The following is a 20166-nucleotide window of genomic DNA, read 5'->3' as shown; positions in this document are numbered from 1 at the left end:
AGCACCAAAAGTTGCTAAAGCACCAAAAGTTGCTAAAGCACCAAAAGTTGCTAAAGCACCAAAAGTTGCTAAAGCACCAAAAGTTGCTAAAGCACCAAAAGTTGCTAAAGCACCAAAAGTTGCTAAAATAAAATTGGAATCAATCCCAAAAACTGAATCAATAGCAATAAAAGCATAAGATTTGTTCATAGCACATTGAACTCTCCAAATGGGTTTTTACAAAAAACCATTGATTTGGGGGGCCGTAGCTTTTTTTTAAAAATAATGAAGTTTGAAAATGGTTATTTTGTTTCTATATCTGAAAGATCTGATAAGATAGGTTCAATGGTCGTCTCATTGGCTACTGGTCCAACACCTGTTACTACAACTGTAATCCCCTCCAGAACTGAATCTTTATTTCTCAAATTAACTGCAGAAAGAATCAGTACTAGAATGAAAGGTATTGCAATTGTTTCAGCATTTATTCAAAAAGAATTAGATCCTAATACTGCAAAAGCTATAATGACTGAAATTATGGAGATGATTCAGAATTGACAGATTTACGTAATTATCTTTCTTTGATAAAAAAAAGCGGCGAATTAAAAATCATTAAAAAAAAGGTATCAACAAAATATGAAATTGCAGGAATTACTGCAAAAGTTGATGGCTCTACTGCTATTTTATTTGAAAATATTGCGGAAAGTGACTTTAATTTAGTTGCCAATCTTGTTGGTACCAGAAAAAGATTTGCTCAGGCAATTGGAAGTACGGAAGAAAAAATTCATGAAAATATGATTTCTGCAATTAAAAAAGCAAAAAAACCAAAAGTTATTTCTTCAGGAAAATTCATGGAAAATAAATCAAAAAACATCTCTATTATGCCTATTGTTACGCATTTTGAAAAAGAATCAGGACCTTTCATCACTTCTTCTATTGTATATGTTAAGAATCCTGAAACTGGTGAGCAAAATTCATCTTTTCATAGATTGATGCCTATTGATAAAACTCATTTTTCAATTAGAATGGTAGAAGGAAGACATCTACACAGATGTTTTATTGATGCTAAGGAACATAATGAAGATCTGAAAGTTGCAGTAACTATAGGTGTACACCCCGCAATATCTATTGCAGGTGCATATCAAGCTGAATGGGGTAAAGATGAAATCGATATTGCAAATTCGCTTTTAGGTGGAAAACTTACATTAACTAAACTTCCTTACACTGGATTACATGTTCCTTCAGGAACTGAAATTGTAATGGAGGGAAAAATTCTACAAGATAAAACTCATCAAGAGTGGATGGTAGAAATGCTACAAACTTACGACCACCATAGATCTCAACCAATTTTTGAGTTAGAGTCTTTATACTATAGAAATAATCCTATTTTTCATGATGTTCTTTCAGGCTTCTCTGAACACCGATTACTGATGGGAATGCCAATTGAATCAAAATTAAATGGAGAACTAAAAAAATCATTTCCTCAAACTAAACAAGTATCTATGACAAATGGAGGATGTAACTGGTTACATGCAGTAGTTCAAATAAAAAAGAAAAAAGATTCTGATCCTAAAAAAATAATTAAAAAAACATTTGAATCTCATCGTTCATTAAAACAAGTAACAGTTGTAGATGAGGACATTAATCCTAATAATGCTGAATCTGTTGAATATGCAATGGCAACAAGATTTCAAGCTGACACAGATCTATTGATAATAAAAAATGTACGAGGATCCAGTCTAGATCCTTCTAGTGATCAAAAGAACTTAAAGACTGCAAAAATGGGTATAGATGCCACTAAATCCCTTTCAAAACGTCAAGAGGGATTTGAATTAGCAAAAATTCCAAAAATAAATAAAATTAAACTAAATAATTATTTCAAATAGTAATTCGTATAACTGATTAAATTAAATTAGATTAAATCTAATCTGCCTTATTGCAAAATAACCCTAAAAATGTACCCAAAAAAGAAAAGAGCCCTGAAGAATCTAGTGCGCATGTAATTGTTAGAATGTTTCCTTCAGATGCTAATCCAGCCGGAAATGTATTTGGGGGTGAAATTCTCAAACATATTGATATGGTTGCAGGGATTGTAGCACAAAGACATGCTCAATCAAATGCAGTAACTGTGAGTATGGATAGTGTAAATTTCATAAAACCAGTTTTTGTTGGTAATGTTTTAAAATTAAATGCAAGAATAAATTATGTTCATAACTCATCAATGGAAATTGAAGTAAAGGCAGAAGCAGAAGATATTGTAACTGGAATTAAGACCATTACTGGAACAGCTTTTGTAACTTTTGTTGCATTAGATAAAAATGGAAAACCTACCCACGCTCCAAAACTTTTACTTAAAACCGATGAAGATAGGCAAAAATTTGCAGAAGGGAAAATTAGAATGGAAGAGAGATTAAAAAATCGTAAAAAATCTAGCAAATAATTTTTAGGGAACAGTTTAAGTGTCTCAAAGACAAATATAGTTTATGACCTCTGAAGAAAAATCAAATCATTGGGATTCTCTTTGGCAAGAATATTCAAAATCTCTTGAAAATTGGAAAACCGTATTTGAACAAATACAAAAAGCAACAAATGAAATGCAAGCCAAATTTAATGAGGTTTGGGAAAAAGCAGCCAAAGAATCTAGTGTAGATACTATGAAGGCATTTGGTGAAAATTGGCAAAAATCACTTAATGAAGCTGGAATAAAATCTTTCAAAGAATTTGGAGAAGCTTGGCAAAAATCACTCAATGAAGCTAATGCATCTACATTCAAACAAGTTGCAGAAAATTGGCAACAAACTCTAAATTCGTCTGGGATGGAAAGTATGAAAGCTTATGGCGAGATGATGAAAAAATTTGCAGAAACTTGGAATACTATGTGGCCCAAATACAAATAATCCTTTGAATTAAGAGTTAATCCTATTTTATTTATCAGAAAAATATCTAACAAATTTTTATCGCTGCGACTTTAATAATTATGCCCATCTAGCTAATTCTTTAATTTTCTCTCTAGCCTCAAATACAATCTTTTTCAAAACAGAAATGTAAATTTTAGATGCATCTAAAATATCTACATTTTCATTTCCATCAATATCTAAAAATGTTGAAACATAAACTTGATTTTTATTTATAATTGATTCTTTGAAATTATTTCTTTTGTAATTAATTATTTCTAAAAATATTGGTAATTGCCTTCTAATTTCTATCTGCAGTTCCTCCTTTGATCCTATTTTTCCATCTTTCATATTACATATAATTTCCTGATTAGGATCATTGATGTATCTTTCCTTTGCACTAATCATTATCTTGACTTTCGGAAGTCTTTTACCGTCATTTTGAAACTTGCAGCATTTTTTAATAAAATTTGGATAACCACTTTGATGATATTCATCATACTTTTTTTCAAACCATATGCCAAAACTAAGTGCTTTTTGATCATTTTTTTTATTTGCTTTTTCTAAAAATGCATCTTTAGTATACTCATTAATGAATAATCCAAAATCTCTATTTGCCTCTTCAAAAATTCCATGATATGTATTATTTACTGAAAAAAGATATGAATTAAAATAATAATTTACATAGTATGGATCTGGTTCAAATTGTTTAATCTTTTTTAGAACGGATTCTAACTCTTTGATTTCTTTTTCTATATCCATTATATCTTGCCGGAATTAACTGCAAATTTTGATTGTTTTTTAAGATTTAGCGCAAGTTCTTTAAAGATTTCATTTACACTAACATCAACAAGATTAATTGTTGCGTTTTCAATCACTATCTGTTTTTCAAATTTTTCTTTAATTGCAAAAGATACTGATGACCAATGAAGTATTCCCTTTAATTGTTCTTCAACTGTAACATTTGTTGTTGGAAAATTAGCAGGAGAAAAAACAATTCCATTTGTCCACTGCATTGTTGGTATTGCTCCTCCTGATGATCTGGTACTAAATGCTATTTGCTTTACCCAGTCATCAAATTTATATTCAATAACCTCATGAATTACCAATTTTTTCCAAGGTTCTATTGAAATCTCCATTTACACTCAAATTCAATTAGACCAATTATAATCCTATTTTTTGTGGCTATCATATGTGTAAGTCATTATCTCATACACTCATGCCCCTAAATTCATCAATACTATCTATAATGTATGACTAGAGTCATGATAGTTGATGATTCTGAGGAATCACGTTCACTTCTTAAAGATTTTCTTTTAGCTCATAATCACACTGTTGTATCTGAAGCCAGCGATGGTATTGAAGCAATTGAAAAATATTATTCTAGTAAACCTGAACTTATTTTCTTAGATCTAGTAATGCCTAACCTTGATGGGTTAAGTGTTCTAAAAAAAATTCGATCTCAAGATCATTCTTCAAAAATTATTGTAATTACTGGAAATGATGATCAGGATATTTTTAATGAATGCACTAAGCTAGGAGTACTTGCATTTCTTGTAAAACCATTTAATCTAAATGATGTGCTAGATATCATTTATTTTTCAAATGAAATTACATTAATGAAATAATAAAAAAATAATTAATTTGAATTAAAAAATTTTAAAATTATGTATGGGTATTTTGCCAAGCTTGATTGAATTGTTTTATGGCTTCTTGATACGCTTTAATTGAGTCATCTCCAGATGTTTTTAGAAATTTTTCCCATTGCTCATTGAATTTTTTAATTGACTCAATATTTGTTTCTTTAAAAATATTTTCAATCATTTTGGTTTGTTGCTTAATGTATTCTGGACCAATTTCTTGCCAAGTATTTTCCCAACTAGAACTAACTTTTTTTAATAATTCTGTATCTGACTCTAATGCTCTTTGGCAGGCATCATGATATGTCATCAATGTATCGTTTGTAGCTTTTTGCCATTGGGCAAGTGATTCTTTCCATACACTTAATGCTGAATTGTATTCTTTCCAGGCTTTTTCAAATTCTGGTTTATTTGATTTAGTTTTTGTTTGTTTAATTGGTTTAGAAGTTGCTTTTTTTACTGGTTTATTTTTTGATTTAGTTTTTTTGTTTGTAGCCATAAAATATATTAAAAATAGTAGATGTTAAAGTTTTCAATTATTTTATAACGTGGAAATTATACCTAGTTTGTTTTTTCTTTAAATTCTGATGCCTTGCTAAAGTTTGGTGAGTGTTTTTCGTCCCTATTTTTGAATAAATTATAGTGATATTTACACAAGTTTCTGGTTTCTCTTAATCCTATTCTGATTGATTGTTCAGCTTTACTCTTACATTCTGTTATGCTGCATTTCAATATCCTCCATTGCTCATATTCACTAATAAAATTATATAATTATCATTGAAGCATAATTGTAAATTTATTTTTAAAAAATGAATTGTGTTCATTTAATATCAAGATATTCATGTTAACTTTTTATGATTGTATGATATCAAAAAATTATGTCCGAAGATGAGAAAGGGAAAAGATTTCTTGAGTTAATTGATCAACAAAATAATCTTCAATGGAGTATTGTTACAAAATTAACTACGTTGATTAAATCTAACTGGAATTCATCTAAATTACAACATGAAATTGAATTACTTGTTGAATCTCATTCTGAAATTACAAAAGAGCTAAATAGTTTAGATATCAATAACAGTATTTTATAATGCTGAATCTACCATTAGTGCAATAAACAAAACTGCCAGATATGGACTAGAAAACTTAAACAAAGTCCATGATGCTTTTTCCATTGGTTTTGCAATTACCCATGCTGATAATATTATCATTAAAGCGCCTGAAGCTATGGCAGTCCAAAGATAAACTGGACCTACCATTGGTTCTCCATTTTCTGTTGTTAAAAAGAATGGTGCAATTGAAAAAAGTACCATAACAAAAGTTGATCCTGCTATTGCTCTCGCTGATGTTTTTTCAGATTGTACAGCAGTCAACATTGGAACATTAACTTTATTGTAATCTTCTTTGAAATGTAAAGTCAAAGCCCAAATATGCATTGGAATCCAAATAAATACAAGGCCTGCCATTGCTAACCCCATTGTCCATAAATCTGTCATAGTTACTGCTACCCAACCAATCATTGGTGGAGAGCCACCGCATAAACCTCCTAAAATAATATTTGTTCTAGAGTTTCGTTTTAACATGTATGAATACACAAGAATATTGTTTAACAAACCAAATGCAATAAAGGCTGTTGCCCAAATTCCTTGTTCTAGAGTTGTTGTAAATGAAATTCCGAATGCTAATACAAGCGAGATTCCAGCTAATGCAAGTCCAAAATTTCTTGCTTTCTCTGCTGGATGAATTCTTTTTGAAGGAAGAGGTCTATTTTTTGTTCTCTCCATAATTGCATCTATATCCCTATCATGATAGTTAGTTAGCGTATTGGCTGCAGCAGATCCAGCAGCAACAGAAAATAACATCAATGCCCATGTAGGTAAAGAAATTTCAATTCCGTAAATATTGGATGCTGTTAAAGTAGCTCCAAATGCTGTAAAAACTAACAGATACCAAATTTTTGGTTTAGTTAATTCATAATATACTGCAACACGAGATTCAGATTTTTGCTTTTGCAATGTTAGTCGCTATCCTTTGATGACTTATATGGCATTGCTTTTGAACGTGACTTCATTTCTATAAATGATTCTGATGACTGTATTCCTTCAATACGTCCAATTTTTTCTGATACCATCTTATGCATTTGATCTAATGATTTTGCATACATAGTTACCAGAATATCAAATCTTCCTGTAACTTCGGCAACTTCTCTAACTCCTTCTATTTTAAACAATTCTTCAATTATGTGATCTCGTTTTTTGGTATCCATATTTATCCCAGTTAATGCCTTCACATTATAGCCAAGTTCTGTGTCATTTACGACAATTGTGAAACGCTCAATTAATTTACGTTTTATCAACCGTTTAATTCTAGAGTATACTACCGATGAATTAACATTGATTTTTTTTGATAATCTTGGAATTGAAATTGAAGCATCATTAGACAACTCGGATAAAATTTGCAAATCTAAATCATCAACTTTTACCATTTAAAACTCTCGAAACGATCTAGATTTCTGGTTCTTATAAAGTTATTATTGTAAAAATTTCAAAAAATACTCTAAATTTTACCTTTTTTGTAAAGCATCTCTGCTAATAAAACAGCTCCTTTTGCGGAACCCATTTTTTTATTATGTGAGAATAATACATACTTTAACCCATGATCAAATAATTCTTCTTTTTCAACTCTTCCAATTGTTGTAGTCATACCATCACCCACACTGCGTTCCATTCTTGGTTGAGGTCGTGTTGGATCTTCATGAAATGCATAATACTTTTCAGGAGATGAAGGAAGTCCTACTACAGTACTCTCATTATTAGCATCATCGTAAACTTGTTTGGCACTTTGTGAGTTAATCTCCTTTTCAGTTTCCACAAACACTGATTCTGTATGACCATCAATTACTGGAACTCTAGTACACGTACAACTGACTTTAATGTTAGCATCTTGAATTTTTCCGTTTATCAATTTACCTAGGATTTTTCTAGTTTCAATTCTTACTTTTTCTTCTTCTTTTGCAATGAATGGTATAATGTTATCTGTGATGTTCATTGCAGATACACCCGGAGCACGACCTGCACCAGATATTGCTTGCATTGAGGTCATCATCACTTTTTTTGCACCATATTTTTCATAAAGTGGTTTTAAAGTAATTGCTAAACCTGTAGTGGTACAATTTGGGAGAGGTGCAACCCAACCCTTCCAATTTCTATTCTTTTTTTGTATTTCTAATAATTCTGATTGTTCATCATTAATTCCAGGAATTAGAATTGGTACATCCTCTTCATAACGATAAGCTGAACTAGTTGAAATAACTGGTAATTCTGCTGCTATCTGAGTTTCAATATCTCTAGCTGCCTTTGATTCAACTGCTGAAAATACCAAGTCTAATTGAGTTAAATCTAACTCGCTAATATTTTTCACAGTCATTTCTTTTATGTATTCAGGAATTTGTCCGTCTACTTCCCATGAAATTATTCCACTATTGGGATCTCTAATTGCTTCAAGATATTTTTTTCCAGCAGATCGCTCAGATGCTGCTATTTGTGTAACTTGAAACCAAGGATGATTATTTAATGATAATACAAATTCTTGACCTACTGATCCTGTAACTCCTACAATTGCAACTCTTTTCTTATCCATGATCTAAAAATCTATTCATACAATTAATAATCGTTTTCTGAATTTAACCAAAACATACTATATTAGCACAGAATATTTCAAAATATGAGGCTTAATCCCTACATCTCTGAACATAAACGAATTCAACATGGTGGCCCATTTTCAATAAATAATCCTAATTCTGATATTGTGGATTTTAGCTCAAATATCAGCCCCCTTGGAATTCCTTCTATTGTTCGTAAAACAATAAAAAATCATATTGATTCAATACAAATCTATCCTGACTCCAATTCTAATCAACTTAGAAAAAATCTAGAACGTTATATCAAAATACCATCATCACAAATTGTTGTAGGAAATGGTGCTACAGAAATCATTTATAATTTCTGTAGAGCTTTTATATCTAATCAAACACCTGTTTTGATTCCAATTCCAACATTTGGTGAATATGAATCTGCAGCAAAACTATGTGGGGCAAAAATTACGTTTTTTAAAACAATGGATCTAGGAAAAAATATTGACAAATTTATTTCTAAAATTCCAAATAATGGATGTATCTTTATTTGTAATCCAAACAATCCAACTGGGAATCTACTATCAAAAAAAATATTACAAAAAATAATCATATTAGCAAATAAACAGAAAACTTTAGTTTTTGTAGATGAATGTTTTATTGAATTAGTCCCAGATTGTGATGAATCCGTAATTCATCTCATTAGAAAATATAACAATTTGTTTATTTTAAGATCTTTGACAAAATCATTTGCATTAGCTGGAATACGAATTGGTTATGGAATAGGTTCTAAACAAATGGCTTTGGTTTTAAATAAAATCAACATTCCTTGGAATATTTCTGGATTAGCACAACAAGCAGCATCTGCCGCTCTTTCGGATATTTCTTATTTAAATAAAGTTAAAAAACTAATCAAAAAAGAATCTTTGTATCTCATAAATAGTATTTCTAAACTAAAAAATTTTCAATGTATTGATACCTCTACAAATTTTATTTTAATAAAAACAAAAATAAAGTCAAATACGTTACAAAAAAAACTACTTGAAAAAAAAATTTTAGTTCGTGATTGTAGAACAATTCGGGGATTAAATAATAATTACATCCGAATTGCTGTAAAGACAAGACAAGAAAATCAAAAATTAATCAATGCTTTGGAGAGATTATGAAAACATTAATGATACAAGGTACATCATCTGGTTCTGGAAAAACTACACTTGTTACATCTCTATGTAGAATTTTTTCAGATAAGGGATTTTCAGTAGCCCCATTCAAGTCTCAAAATATGTCCAATTACGCATATAAAACAAATAATTTTGAAATATCTCGAGCTCAAGCAATCCAAGCAATAGCAGCTAGATGTGAGATTACACCTGATCTAAACCCAATTTTGTTGAAACCTCTAGGAAATTACTATAGTGATGTATACCTCAATGGAAAACGGTTTAAAAAAATGCATGCTTCAGAATATTATAAAAAATTTGTAACAACTAAAGGACTAATGATTGCTACCAAATCATTAAAACATCTTCAAAAAAATTATGATTTGATTATTTTGGAAGGAGCTGGTTCTCCTGCTGAAGTTAATTTACAAAAATTTGATATTGCAAATATGAAAATGGCAGAAATATCAAATTCTTCAGTATTATTGATTTCAGATATTGATAGAGGTGGTTCATTTGCTAGTATTGTAGGCACTATGGCTCTTTTAGAGAAAAAATATCAAAAGTTAGTCAAAGGTTTTGTATTTAATAAATTTCGAGGTGATATCAATATACTAAAACCAGGTTTCAAAAAAATTAAAGAAATGACAAATTGTCCTGTAATAGGGACTATACCTATGATTAACTTAGATTTACCTGAGGAAGATTCTTTGAATGTTAATGCCAAGAATATGACTTGGAATAAGAAAAATCTTGTTAAAATAGAAAATGAAATTGATAAACTTAGTAAATTAACAAAATCAAATTTGAATATTACTGAAATTGAGAGGATGATCAGTTGCTAACTGAATCAATTCTTATTGTATTTTTTGCACTCATATTAGATTTCACAGTGGGAGATCCAAGAAATAAATTTCACCCTACTGCTTGGATTGGATCATTAATTGCAAAATTAACCCCTCACGCAAAAAATTCATCAGAAAATTTAGAAAAACTCGGTGGTATTTTCATTATTTTAATTTCTATTGGAATATTAATTTCATTAATTATTTTTTTGGAAATTGGAATCAACTTAATTTCTATAGATCACATCTACATAATTATTTCAATAATTGTAGGTGGCGTATTGCTAAAATCAACTATTGCAATAAAAGGAATGGAAAAACATGCAATAGCAGTTGTTACTGCACTAGAGCAAGATAATATTTCTTCTGCTAGAGATAATTTATCAATGATTGTAAAGCGAAATACTAAGAATCTTGATAAAAATCACGTATATTCAGGCATACTAGAAAGTATTAGTGAAAATACGGTTGATGGTATAACTGGACCTCTTTTCTATTTTGCATTTTTTGGTTTGCCTGGTGCCTTTGCTTATCGGGTAGTTAATACCGCTGATTCTATGATTGGGTACAAGACAGATATCTTCAAAAATATTGGGTGGTTTGGAGCAAAATGTGATACAATTTTGAATTACATTCCATCAAGACTTACTGGATTTATCATGGTAATTAGTGCGATGATTTTAGGAAATAACTGGAAAAAATCTTTTGAAATAATGATTCGTGATGGAAAGAAAACTGAAAGTCCAAATGCTGGTTATCCAATGGCAGCTATTGCAGGAGCATTGGGAACAAAATTTGAAAAATTAGATCATTATTCATTAGGTGATGGAAGTATTTCATTTACTAGAGAACATGTCAGATCAGCAATTTTAATAATGAAAGTTACATCGATATTGTTTTGTGTAATGGTTGTAATTCCATTACTTTTACTTTTATCATATTTAGGTTGGTGGATTCATGCTTAAAGAAATTGGTTCTGTTTTTTCATTTCTAACTATCATTCCAATTGGCAATTCAAATCTCGAAACAATTGCAAAATACATGTATATTTTTCCAGTTGTAGGAATTGCAATTGGTTTAATTGTTGGATCAATAGGATTTGGGCTTTCATTATTTTTAGATCCATTGATAGTAAGTTTACTAGTTGTTACTTCATTTGCAATACTTACAGGCATACATCATACTGACGGTTTAGCAGATTTTGCTGACGGTTTAATGGTAAAAGGTACAAAAGAACAAAAACTTGCAGCAATGAAAGATCTCTCTACTGGCTCTGCAGGAATGGTGACAATAGTTTTGCATATTGTGGGATTGTTAATCGTGATATCATTATCTACTGGATACCAATTATTTTTAGCAATTTTACTAAGTGAAATCATTGCAAAATTTTCAATGGTTTTAATGGCAAGTATTGGAAAATCTGCCTCTCTAGGTTCCAATTCTCCTTTTATAGAGATGATGAAAAATAAAAATAAATTATTAGTATCTGCTATTATTACTTTAATCCCTATAATTTTGCTTGGTGGCCATACGGGTTTACTTGTATTTGGAATAGGCGTGACTTTAACTATGTTCCTAGTTATTTTGAGTACTCGTAGCTTTGGAGGAATCACTGGAGATGTTTTTGGAGCTACAAATGAATTGACACGACTAGCATCCCTTTTGGTATTTGTTTCAATATGATCGGTATTGTGATGGCAGGTGGCAAAGGAAGTAGAATGAGCTTAAGTGGAGAAAAACTCCTTCTAAAATATAAAAAACCAATGATACTTCATGTCCTTGATGCTTTAAGAGATTCTAACTGCTTTTCAAAAATACTGGCAATAACTAGCTTGAATTCCCCACAAACAAAGAAATTTTTAGAAGAAAACAATATTGAACTTTTTGATACTCCTGGAGATGGTTATGTAAATGATCTTAATTTAGTTCTTAAATCATTAAATGATTTTGTTTTGATTACATCAGCTGATTTACCATTTTTAGATGGTGATATTATTAAAAAAATCACAACTCAATGTAATTTAGAAAATGTTTGGACTGCAATCATTATTACAAAAAAATTTCTTGATTCTTTACATCTTTCATCTGATTATTGGTTTGAGTTTGAGAATCAGCAATGTTGTTATTCTGGAATTTCATTAGTAAATGCAAAAAAAATTTTAACTATGGAGAATATATCTGAAAAATTTATAATAATTGATGACAAAAGAATTGCTTTTAATCTAAATACAAAACAAGACTATGATCTACTCGGCACTGCCTGAGATCTTACCATTAATTTTTGCTTTAGAACCTGTTGGTTCTGCAATATTATTACCACAAGAATTGCATACGACAACTTGTGACGCATGAGAATATACGACTTGTAATTCACCGCATTCATTACAATTAACTTTCTGGAATTTACTTGATGGTTTTGGAATTTCAACGTGATCTTTTTTCATGCTGCCATCAACTCAAATTTTCTAATTCTAATACCTATTTTATTATATTTCTTTTTGCAAACTGTACATGTCATTATAGGAGTCACTTTCTTTGTAGTTTTTGCAGGTTTTGCAAGTTTTGGGAATTTTTGTCCACCATACCCTTGTTTACGCTCAGCGTGTCTACGTTCTCCTCTTGCTGAACCTCTCCTTTTTCCAGCTTTGTATATGGAGACCTTTTGTTCAGTATGTGTTTTACATTTTGCACAATACTTTCGCATAACCTTGGGTATGTTCATATGAAAAAAACCGCCTCAACGGTAATTTAAGCATTGAATCTATAATAGGTGCATAATCTAAGAAAATCTGTGACTTCGAGCCTAGCAAATTCGATTTCTTCATTAAATTCAGTAGCTATGGGCGACAAAAAAGCAGATCTTGTGTTAAAAAATTGTTCATTGGTGTCTGTTTATACTAGAGAAATTATTCCAAAAATACAGATCGCAATAATAGATGATCGTATAGCATATGTTGGACCAAATGCTGGACATGCAGTTGGATCAAAAACAACTATTATTGATATTGAAGAAAAATACGTAGGCCCAGGTTTTGCTGATCCGCACTTACACATAGATCAATTTGTTTTACCATCTGAACTTGCAAAAAAATCATTATTATGTGGTGTAACATCTCTTTTCTCAGATCCAATAGACATCGTTAGTGTGTCTGGATACAAAGGATTTCAAGAATTCCTAAAACTTGGCGAAAATTTACCAATTAGAATATTTCAAGTTGTTCCAGGAGGTCTACCAGTAGATAGAAAATTTAGTAATAGCAAAACTTTATCGTTACCACAAGAAAAATTAGCAGTCAAGCATCCTCATGTTTTAGGACTAGGAGAAGTTTTTTCATGGACCAAAGTAACTTTACGAGATTCTAAAACAATGAAATCTTTGAGTGCTATGTTGGAAGGTGATTGTATCATTAATGGACATACTGCTGGTGCAAGTGACAAAAAACTTAATGCATACGTTGCATCTGGAATTCTATCTTGTCATGAACCTATCAATTTTGATCAGGTTTTAGAAAGATTACGTCTAGGAATGTGGATTATGATTAGGGAAGGATCAATTAGACGTGACTTAAAAGAAATTATTCCACATGTTTTGTCTCATGGAATTAATCTGGATAGGCTGATGTTTTGTTCTGATGGACTTGATCCTACAGACTTGGTACAGTATGGCCATATTGATCATTGTGTAAGGGAATCCATCAAACTTGGCCTAAACCCCATTGATGCTATTTCAATGGCTTCAAAAAACTGCTTTGATTATTACAACATGAATAAAGACCTAGGTGGTATTGTTCCAGGAAAGCTTGCCGATATCTTAATTTTTGATGATTTAAAATCTGTCAAGCCTAACAAAGTCTTTGTAGGTGGAAAATTAGTTGTATCTAATGGCAGTATTGTTACTTCGGTAAAGAAAAAAATAATTCCTCCATGGATTAAAAAAACTATCAAATTAAAAAAACTCTCTCCCAAAGATTTTGTTATCAAGTCAAAAAAGAAAAGCGTTATCGCAAATACTATTTTTATGCAAACTGAAATTATAACAAAACCTGGTTCTGTTGAATTATTTACTGAAAATGGAAATATTTTAACCTCTTTGGATAAGGATGTCTGGAAAGTAGCTTCTTTTGATAGAATTCATGGAACTAACAAACATGTTATAGGATTTCTTGAAAATTTTGGAGCAGATATAGGTGCATTTGCATCTACTTGGAGTTTTCATGAAAATGACATGATTGTAATTGGTTCTAATGATTCTGATATGTCTATAGCAGCAAATATTCTTATCAAAAATCAAGGAGGACTTGTCGTAGTAAAATCTGGAAAAGTTGTTGCATCATTACCATTACAATTGGCAGGAATTATTTCTACTGAATCGTTTGAAAAAGTTTTAACTAATTTTCAGCAAATAAATAATTCTATAATAGATTCTGGATGTAAGTTTTCAAGACCACATTTGATCCCACTTTTCTTACCATTTCTTGCTCTTCCCTCCATTCGTATACTTTCTGGAGGTATTGTTGATGTAAAGAAACGATCTTACATTAACCCAATCTGCTAAGTAATGTTAAAAAGGGGGATCACGAGGATTGTAGTTTATCTAAATGGCATCAATTCAACAAACTCCAAATGGACCAGTTTTAGTTCTAAAAGAGAGTGCGTTACAACAAAAAGGTAAGGACGCTCAACACAACAATATTGCTGCTGCTAAACTAGTTGCTGAATTAGTTAGAAGTAGCTTAGGACCACGAGGCTTAGATAAGATGCTAGTTGATTCTTTAGGCGATGTAACTATTACTAATGATGGTGCAACCATCTTAAAAGAAATTGATGTTCAACATCCGGCTGCCAAAATGATGGTAGAAATTTCAAAAACAGTAGATAATGAAGTAGGAGATGGAACCACATCCTCTGTAGTTTTCGGGGGAGCTCTGTTAGCTAAAGCAGAAGAACTTCTCAAAAAAGAGATTCATCCTTCTGTAATCATTGAAGGTTATCAAGCAGCAGCAGAAAAGACATTGGAGATCTATTCTCAAATGGCAAAAAAAATCCTACCTGATGATAGAGAAACACTTCTCAAAATTGCAACAACCAGTATGCAGTCTAAATTAATCTCAGAAGATAGTGATGTTCTCTCTAAAATTGTAGTCGATGCAATCTTAAAAGTTGCAACAAAGAAGGCAGAGACATATTCAGTTGATCTTGAAAATATTAAAGTTGAAAAGAAAGCTGGTGGTTCTATTACAGATACTCAAATTATCAAAGGCATTGTTTTAGACAAAGAAGTAGTTCATAGTGGAATGCCAACCAAAGTTGAGAAAGCAAAGATTGCATTGTTGAATTCTGCCTTAGAAATTGAAAAGACTGAGATGAGTTCAGAAATTAGAATCACCGATCCAACACAAATGCAAATGTTTTTGGAAGAAGAAAATAGAATGCTCAAAACAATGGTTGACAAACTTCACAATGTTGGCGTTAATGTATTAATTTGTCAGAAAGGCATTGATGATATTGCACAACACTATTTAGCAAAATATGGCATCATGGCAGTTAGACGTGTTAAAGAAAGTGATATGATAAAACTTGGTAAAGCAACCGGTGGACGTGTTATTTCTAACCTCGATGATCTTACTGAAAAAGATCTTGGTACTGCAGATATTGCTCATCAAAAGAAAGTCGAATCTGATAAATGGGTATTTGTTGAAGGTTGTAAAAATCCACAATCTGTTACTTTGCTTATTCGGGGTGGTTCACAAAGAGTTATTGATGAAGTTGATCGTTCCATACATGACTCCTTAATGGTAGTAAAAGATGTAATTGAAAAACCAGAAATTGTTGCAGGTGGTGGAGCCCCAGAATCATATGCGGCATCTCAACTTAAAGAATGGGCCGATAGTTTTGATGGTAGAGAACAACTTGCAATCAAAAAATATGCTGAAGCCCTTGAAATTATTCCTCTTACAATAGCAGAAAATGCTGGAATGGATCCTATTGATACAATGGCTACATTAAGAGCAAAACAAAATCAAGGTCGTAAATGGACTGGAATTGATGCGAGAAATACAAAAATCGCTGATATGCTCTCTATAGATGTTGTAGAGCCACTTGCAGTAAAAGAACAAATAATTAAATCTGCAACAGAAGCAGCATGTATGATTCTCAGAATTGATGATGTTATTTCTGTTTCTGGTGCACGATAAACCAAATTAACAAATTTAGCTAAAACTTAAGCAATCCCAACTGTGTTGAATTATTGTTGTACAAACTAGGAATAGATCTTGGTGGTTCCAAAACAGAGGCAATTCTACTAGATGAAAATCTAAACATTATTCAAAGAAAACGAGTTCCAACCCCAAGAAATGATTATTCTCAAATTCTAGAAACAATCACTTCATTGAGTTCGGAACTTTTAACAAATGTGAAAAATTATTCTATAGGATTATGTTCCCCTGGTGCAATTTCAAAAAAAACCGGTTTAATAAAAAACAGTAATACTCAATGTCTTATTGGGAAATCACTCAAAGAGGATTTAGAAAAAAAATTAGGTCAAAAAATATCTATGGAAAACGATGCAAATTGTTTTGCAATGGCTGAATCTACATTAGGTGTTGCAAAAGAATTTGACGTAGTTTTTGGTATTATTATGGGGACTGGTGTAGGTGGAGGAATAGTTATCAATGGAAAGATTCACCAAGGTAGGACAAATATTGCAGGAGAATGGGGACATCATACATTACATCAAAATGGAAATAATTGTTATTGTGGAAAAAAAGGTTGTGTTGAGACATACATTAGTGGTCCAGCGTTAGAAAAACGATGGAAAGAACTTACTGGAAAATCACAAAACATACCTGAAATTTTACAAAATATCAATAATTCTAAACGATGGAAAGATGAGTTTTTGGAAAATTTTGGATTTGGATTGGCCAATGTTATTGATATTTTGGATCCTGATGTAATTGTCTTAGGAGGAGGCTTGTCTAATATTGATTTTTTATACACTGAAGGAAAAGAATCAGTATATCAGAAAGTTTTTTCAGATTTAGTTGATACGCCCATTTTACAAAACAAGTTGGGTGATTCTGCTGGAGTTTTTGGTGCAGCATTATTATAAAATTTTATAATCAATTCTTACATTTGATTATTTTTTAAATTGTATTCTTTTACAATTTTCCATTTTTTTATATCTGGAGAAAATTTTTGTATTGCTAGTTTGTTTACTTGAAATTCATTTTTAATATCCAATTTATTTATTATTTTTATTTTTTCTTCAATTGATAATATTTTATAAATTAGACTTATGTGTGGTTTGAACTCATATTTTGATACATTATCACAATATTTTTTAAAATTTTTATGAATTAATTCCATCTGCTCATTTGATTTTAATTCAATGAATACTGTCTTCCATATTTCCTCAGTCTGCAAAATTTCTGATTTTTTAACAAAAAATGAATTTTGATTTAAAATAACTTCTTTCGCAATTTTATCAATTTTATCAATTTCTATATCAGTTAATCCATAAACTGTAATGTGTGGTTCAAATTTTGGAGCCTGATATTTTTCTGATAGTTCATCAATTATATTTTTTAGAGACTCTCTATCGTTTTTCGAAAATGTAAACCAAATTGCATGCATAATTTTTCATATTTTATTTGGGGCAACCTTCCATTTTTGCAATAAAATAGCCATTTGTCATTATCTCAATTTCTATTTCTTCAGATACTGATTGTGTGTGGCAAAATCTACACTCTTTTGTTGTAACAACCGCATCTTTTTCTCCAATGCTATGTAGCCATTCTTTTGCAAACATGATTGCGTTTTCTATATTATTTTTGTCAGTTATTACATCAAAATGCATAGTGTGCCCATCTTTAGATTTGACATATGTATCAAATACATGAAAACTCATACCACTCTAAAAAAATTTGATTATTAATGGATTACTTTTGAAACAATTGAGTTGAATCTACATCCGAACCTATGCACATATCACTAAATTCATCTGGATTTAATGAGTAACATACTTTTGGCTCAAACCGTATGACTTGAACTTCTATTTTTTCACTCAATTTTTTTATTTTCTCTGATGAATTTTTTTCTAATATTTTCTTGATAATTGATTCTTTGATTTCTGATTTTGCTGGCTCATCTGTTATAAAATTTACAATCCCTCTAAATTGAAATCCTTTCAAATCTTCTTTATTAAAAACAGAGATAGTGACCCATGGATTTACTTGTATATTCTTGTAAGATTTATGTTTAAAAAAATCTAACCAATAGATAACATTTTCATCAACCCTAAAAAAAATTCTTGGAGAAATATTTGGTATATTATTTACTCCAGTAGTTCCTACTGCAAAAATTCCTTGTAACTCAATAAACTCTTTAATTTCACTTGGAATTACTATCATGAATTAATTATAATTATTTTATATTAAAAAGGTCTTTTGAACATCAAACTTGAGAATAATCTTGAGTTGGTTGAAAGCATGTGGTATTTTATTGTGGCTCAATTGTTGCAGGAGGTTTACTTGAAATAGCATATGTTACCCATGTTACATCTTCTACCTCATTTGTGATTCTATTGCTGATTTTTTCTAGTAATTCATGTGGTAATCTTGTCCAATCAGCTGTCATTGCATCAATAGAGTCTACTACTCTAATCATTACGATGTTTCCATATTTTCTCTCATCACCAACTACCCCTACTGCTTTATCGTCACCTACCGCTGCATATGCTTGCCAAACTTTGCCATAAAATCCAGATGCTATCAATTCATCTTCAACAATTTTACTTGCTACTTTTGATATTTGCAGCTTTTTTGGAGTAACTTCACCGATAATTCTTACAGCAAGCCCAGGTCCTGGAAATGGATGTCGCATGAAAAGTTTTTCTGGAACGCCTAAAATTTTAGCAATTTTTCTAACTTCGTCTTTGTATAACTCACGTAATGGTTCTAAAATTTCCAAATCAAGCCAATCTGGCAGCCCTCCAACATTATGATGAGATTTTATCACTGCAGCAGGACCTTTTGAAACTCCACTCTCTATTACATCTGGATATAACGTCCCTTGTGCAAGCCATTTGAAAGGCCCTTTATTTTTTGCAAAATCTGTAAAAACATTGATAAATTCTTCACCTATGATCTTCCTTTTTCTCTCAGGGTCTTCAATGCCTTTTAATTTACTTAAAAAATCTTGAACAGCATCAACCATTGTAAAATTTACATTAAAATTTTTTTCAAACATCTCTTTGATTTCTATCTCTTCGTTTAATCGTAATAGACCATTATTTACAAAAACACATTTTAGTCTATTGCCTATTGCCTTGTGAATAAGTAAAGCAGCTACTGTAGAATCTATTCCACCACTAACACCGCATAAAACATCTCCTTCGATTTTTGAAATTTTATTCACAGCAGAATCTATGAATCCCTCCATTGTCCAATCTTGTTTCGCTCCGCAAACTTTCAAAACAAAATTTTTGAGAATTTCAGTTCCTTGTTCTGTGTGAACCACCTCTGGATGAAATTGAATTCCATAGATTGATCTTTCATCTGAAGCAATTGCCGCAGCCTTTGCACTTTTGGTATGTCCTATTACTTTGAATCCTGGTGGTATTTGCTCTGCCTCATCGCCATGACTCATCCATGCTCTGACTGAACCTCCAATTCCGTTTAACAGATTTTTATCGTTATCAATTGTTAATAATGATGAACCGTATTCTTTGTTAGCCCTTTTTACCTTTCCTCCAAACTTATTTACAATTAATTGATGTCCATAACATATTCCTAGTAATGGAAGATTCATGTCAAAAATTTTATTTTCAGGAACTGGAGCATCAGAGTTATAGACACTTGATGGACCCCCAGAAAAAATTATTCCTTTAGGATTGTGCTTTTGTAATTCTTCAAGACTGATATCAAAGGGGACTAGCTCTGCATACACTGAAAATTCTCTTATTCTTCTGCAAATCAAATGACTATATTGAGATCCAAAATCTAAAACTATTATCTTATCCATAAA

Annotated in this window: 26 protein-coding genes; 14 read left to right on the top strand and 12 right to left on the bottom strand. The window is 31.1% G+C overall.

What is annotated here, in order from left to right; all coding sequences use genetic code 11:
• The first annotated feature begins 195 nt into the window (after nt 1–195).
• From K5782_RS08785 to K5782_RS08770, 4 genes are read left to right on the top strand one after another with little or no spacing between them, the layout of a single operon-like run.
• Entirely contained in the window at nt 196–534 is a 339-nt protein-coding gene (locus K5782_RS08785) for a proteasome assembly chaperone 4 (protein WP_297465872.1), read from the top strand.
• Complete coding sequence (locus K5782_RS08780) at nt 531–1862, top strand: UbiD family decarboxylase (protein ID WP_297465870.1); 1332 nt, start codon at nt 531–533, stop codon at nt 1860–1862. The genes K5782_RS08785 and K5782_RS08780 overlap by 4 nt, the downstream gene beginning before the upstream one ends.
• Nucleotides 1863–1912: 50 nt before the next feature.
• A complete protein-coding gene (locus K5782_RS08775; RefSeq protein ID WP_297465868.1) occupies nt 1913–2416 on the top strand; it encodes an acyl-CoA thioesterase in 504 nt (167 codons plus the stop codon).
• A gap of 43 nt (nt 2417–2459) precedes the next feature.
• A complete protein-coding gene (locus tag K5782_RS08770) occupies nt 2460–2873 on the top strand; it encodes a hypothetical protein (RefSeq protein ID WP_007551457.1) in 414 nt (137 codons plus the stop codon).
• A gap of 78 nt (nt 2874–2951) precedes the next feature.
• On the opposite strand, the gene K5782_RS08765 is transcribed toward K5782_RS08770, so the two are convergent.
• Both K5782_RS08765 and K5782_RS08760 read right to left on the bottom strand, forming a co-directional pair.
• The gene (locus K5782_RS08765; protein ID WP_297465865.1) at nt 2952–3632 is read right to left on the bottom strand and encodes a hypothetical protein; all 681 of its coding nucleotides are present in this window, start codon (nt 3630–3632) and stop codon (nt 2952–2954) included.
• A complete protein-coding gene (locus K5782_RS08760; RefSeq protein ID WP_297465863.1) occupies nt 3632–4009 on the bottom strand; it encodes a hypothetical protein in 378 nt (125 codons plus the stop codon). Before K5782_RS08760 ends, K5782_RS08765 begins: the two co-directional genes overlap by 1 nt.
• 114 nt (nt 4010–4123) lie before the next feature.
• Between K5782_RS08760 and K5782_RS08755 the strand changes: the two genes are divergently transcribed.
• The gene (locus K5782_RS08755; protein WP_297465861.1) at nt 4124–4498 is read left to right on the top strand and encodes a response regulator; all 375 of its coding nucleotides are present in this window, start codon (nt 4124–4126) and stop codon (nt 4496–4498) included.
• A gap of 37 nt (nt 4499–4535) precedes the next feature.
• On the opposite strand, the gene K5782_RS08750 is transcribed toward K5782_RS08755, so the two are convergent.
• Nucleotides 4536–5009 (bottom strand): hypothetical protein, encoded by a 474-nt coding sequence (locus K5782_RS08750; RefSeq protein WP_297465860.1) that lies wholly within the window; start codon nt 5007–5009, stop codon nt 4536–4538.
• 379 nt (nt 5010–5388) lie between these two features.
• Between K5782_RS08750 and K5782_RS08745 the strand changes: the two genes are divergently transcribed.
• Nucleotides 5389–5598, top strand: a complete 210-nt coding sequence (locus K5782_RS08745) for a hypothetical protein (protein ID WP_297465858.1) — start codon at nt 5389–5391, stop codon at nt 5596–5598.
• Here K5782_RS08745 and K5782_RS08740 read toward each other — a convergent pair.
• From K5782_RS08740 to asd, 3 genes are all read right to left on the bottom strand, one after another.
• A complete protein-coding gene (locus tag K5782_RS08740; RefSeq protein ID WP_297465856.1) occupies nt 5593–6522 on the bottom strand; it encodes a heme o synthase in 930 nt (309 codons plus the stop codon). The genes K5782_RS08745 and K5782_RS08740 overlap by 6 nt on opposite strands.
• A 2-nt stretch (nt 6523–6524) precedes the next feature.
• Nucleotides 6525–6992 carry an Lrp/AsnC family transcriptional regulator gene (locus K5782_RS08735; RefSeq protein WP_297465854.1) on the bottom strand — a complete coding sequence of 156 codons (468 nt, stop codon included), beginning with the start codon at nt 6990–6992 and terminating at the stop codon, nt 6525–6527.
• 71 nt (nt 6993–7063) lie between these two features.
• The gene (gene asd / locus K5782_RS08730; RefSeq protein WP_297465852.1) at nt 7064–8146 is read right to left on the bottom strand and encodes an aspartate-semialdehyde dehydrogenase; all 1083 of its coding nucleotides are present in this window, start codon (nt 8144–8146) and stop codon (nt 7064–7066) included.
• A gap of 84 nt (nt 8147–8230) precedes the next feature.
• Between asd and hisC the strand changes: the two genes are divergently transcribed.
• From hisC to K5782_RS08705, 5 genes are read left to right on the top strand one after another with little or no spacing between them, the layout of a single operon-like run.
• Nucleotides 8231–9304 (top strand): histidinol-phosphate transaminase, encoded by a 1074-nt coding sequence (gene hisC / locus K5782_RS08725; protein WP_297465849.1) that lies wholly within the window; start codon nt 8231–8233, stop codon nt 9302–9304.
• Nucleotides 9301–10143, top strand: coding sequence for a cobyric acid synthase (locus tag K5782_RS08720; protein ID WP_297465846.1), 843 nt, complete (start codon nt 9301–9303; stop codon nt 10141–10143). The genes hisC and K5782_RS08720 overlap by 4 nt, the downstream gene beginning before the upstream one ends.
• Entirely contained in the window at nt 10137–11108 is a 972-nt protein-coding gene (locus K5782_RS08715; protein WP_297465844.1) for a cobalamin biosynthesis protein, read from the top strand. The genes K5782_RS08720 and K5782_RS08715 overlap by 7 nt, the downstream gene beginning before the upstream one ends.
• Nucleotides 11101–11826, top strand: a complete 726-nt coding sequence (cobS, locus tag K5782_RS08710) for an adenosylcobinamide-GDP ribazoletransferase (RefSeq protein ID WP_297465842.1) — start codon at nt 11101–11103, stop codon at nt 11824–11826. The genes K5782_RS08715 and cobS overlap by 8 nt, the downstream gene beginning before the upstream one ends.
• Nucleotides 11823–12407, top strand: coding sequence for an NTP transferase domain-containing protein (locus K5782_RS08705; RefSeq protein ID WP_297465841.1), 585 nt, complete (start codon nt 11823–11825; stop codon nt 12405–12407). The genes cobS and K5782_RS08705 overlap by 4 nt, the downstream gene beginning before the upstream one ends.
• Here the strand turns inward: K5782_RS08705 and K5782_RS08700 are convergent.
• A complete protein-coding gene (locus K5782_RS08700; RefSeq protein ID WP_007551438.1) occupies nt 12390–12587 on the bottom strand; it encodes a 30S ribosomal protein S27e in 198 nt (65 codons plus the stop codon). The genes K5782_RS08705 and K5782_RS08700 overlap by 18 nt on opposite strands.
• Nucleotides 12584–12865, bottom strand: a complete 282-nt coding sequence (locus tag K5782_RS08695; protein ID WP_297465838.1) for a 50S ribosomal protein L44e — start codon at nt 12863–12865, stop codon at nt 12584–12586. The genes K5782_RS08700 and K5782_RS08695 overlap by 4 nt, the downstream gene beginning before the upstream one ends.
• Before the next feature lie 117 nt (nt 12866–12982).
• On the opposite strand from K5782_RS08695, the gene K5782_RS08690 reads away from it, so the two are divergent.
• From K5782_RS08690 to K5782_RS08680, 3 genes are read left to right on the top strand one after another with little or no spacing between them, the layout of a single operon-like run.
• Nucleotides 12983–14698 carry an adenine deaminase C-terminal domain-containing protein gene (locus tag K5782_RS08690; RefSeq protein WP_297465885.1) on the top strand — a complete coding sequence of 572 codons (1716 nt, stop codon included), beginning with the start codon at nt 12983–12985 and terminating at the stop codon, nt 14696–14698.
• Nucleotides 14699–14741: 43 nt separating this feature from the next.
• Entirely contained in the window at nt 14742–16337 is a 1596-nt protein-coding gene (gene thsB, locus K5782_RS08685) for a thermosome subunit beta (protein ID WP_297465836.1), read from the top strand.
• Nucleotides 16338–16393: 56 nt separating this feature from the next.
• Nucleotides 16394–17251: an ROK family protein gene (locus K5782_RS08680; protein ID WP_297465883.1), complete on the top strand. Its 858-nt coding sequence runs from the start codon at nt 16394–16396 to the stop codon at nt 17249–17251.
• Between the two features lie 17 nt (nt 17252–17268).
• Here K5782_RS08680 and K5782_RS08675 read toward each other — a convergent pair whose 3' ends face one another.
• From K5782_RS08675 to guaA, 4 genes are all read right to left on the bottom strand, one after another.
• A complete protein-coding gene (locus K5782_RS08675) occupies nt 17269–17775 on the bottom strand; it encodes a hydrolase (RefSeq protein ID WP_297465834.1) in 507 nt (168 codons plus the stop codon).
• 13 nt (nt 17776–17788) lie between these two features.
• Nucleotides 17789–18049 carry a DUF2024 family protein gene (locus K5782_RS08670; RefSeq protein WP_297465832.1) on the bottom strand — a complete coding sequence of 87 codons (261 nt, stop codon included), beginning with the start codon at nt 18047–18049 and terminating at the stop codon, nt 17789–17791.
• A gap of 31 nt (nt 18050–18080) precedes the next feature.
• On the bottom strand, nt 18081–18551 hold the full coding sequence (locus K5782_RS08665; protein WP_297465830.1) for a pyridoxamine 5'-phosphate oxidase family protein: 471 nt from the start codon (nt 18549–18551) through the stop codon (nt 18081–18083).
• A gap of 88 nt (nt 18552–18639) precedes the next feature.
• Nucleotides 18640–20163: a glutamine-hydrolyzing GMP synthase gene (guaA, locus tag K5782_RS08660; protein WP_297465827.1), complete on the bottom strand. Its 1524-nt coding sequence runs from the start codon at nt 20161–20163 to the stop codon at nt 18640–18642.
• Nucleotides 20164–20166: the final 3 nt, after the last annotated feature.

This window comes from Nitrosarchaeum sp., from assembly GCF_025699065.1.
Classification (GTDB): domain Archaea; phylum Thermoproteota; class Nitrososphaeria; order Nitrososphaerales; family Nitrosopumilaceae; genus Nitrosarchaeum.
This window is presented reverse-complemented; position numbering and strand designations above follow the sequence as displayed.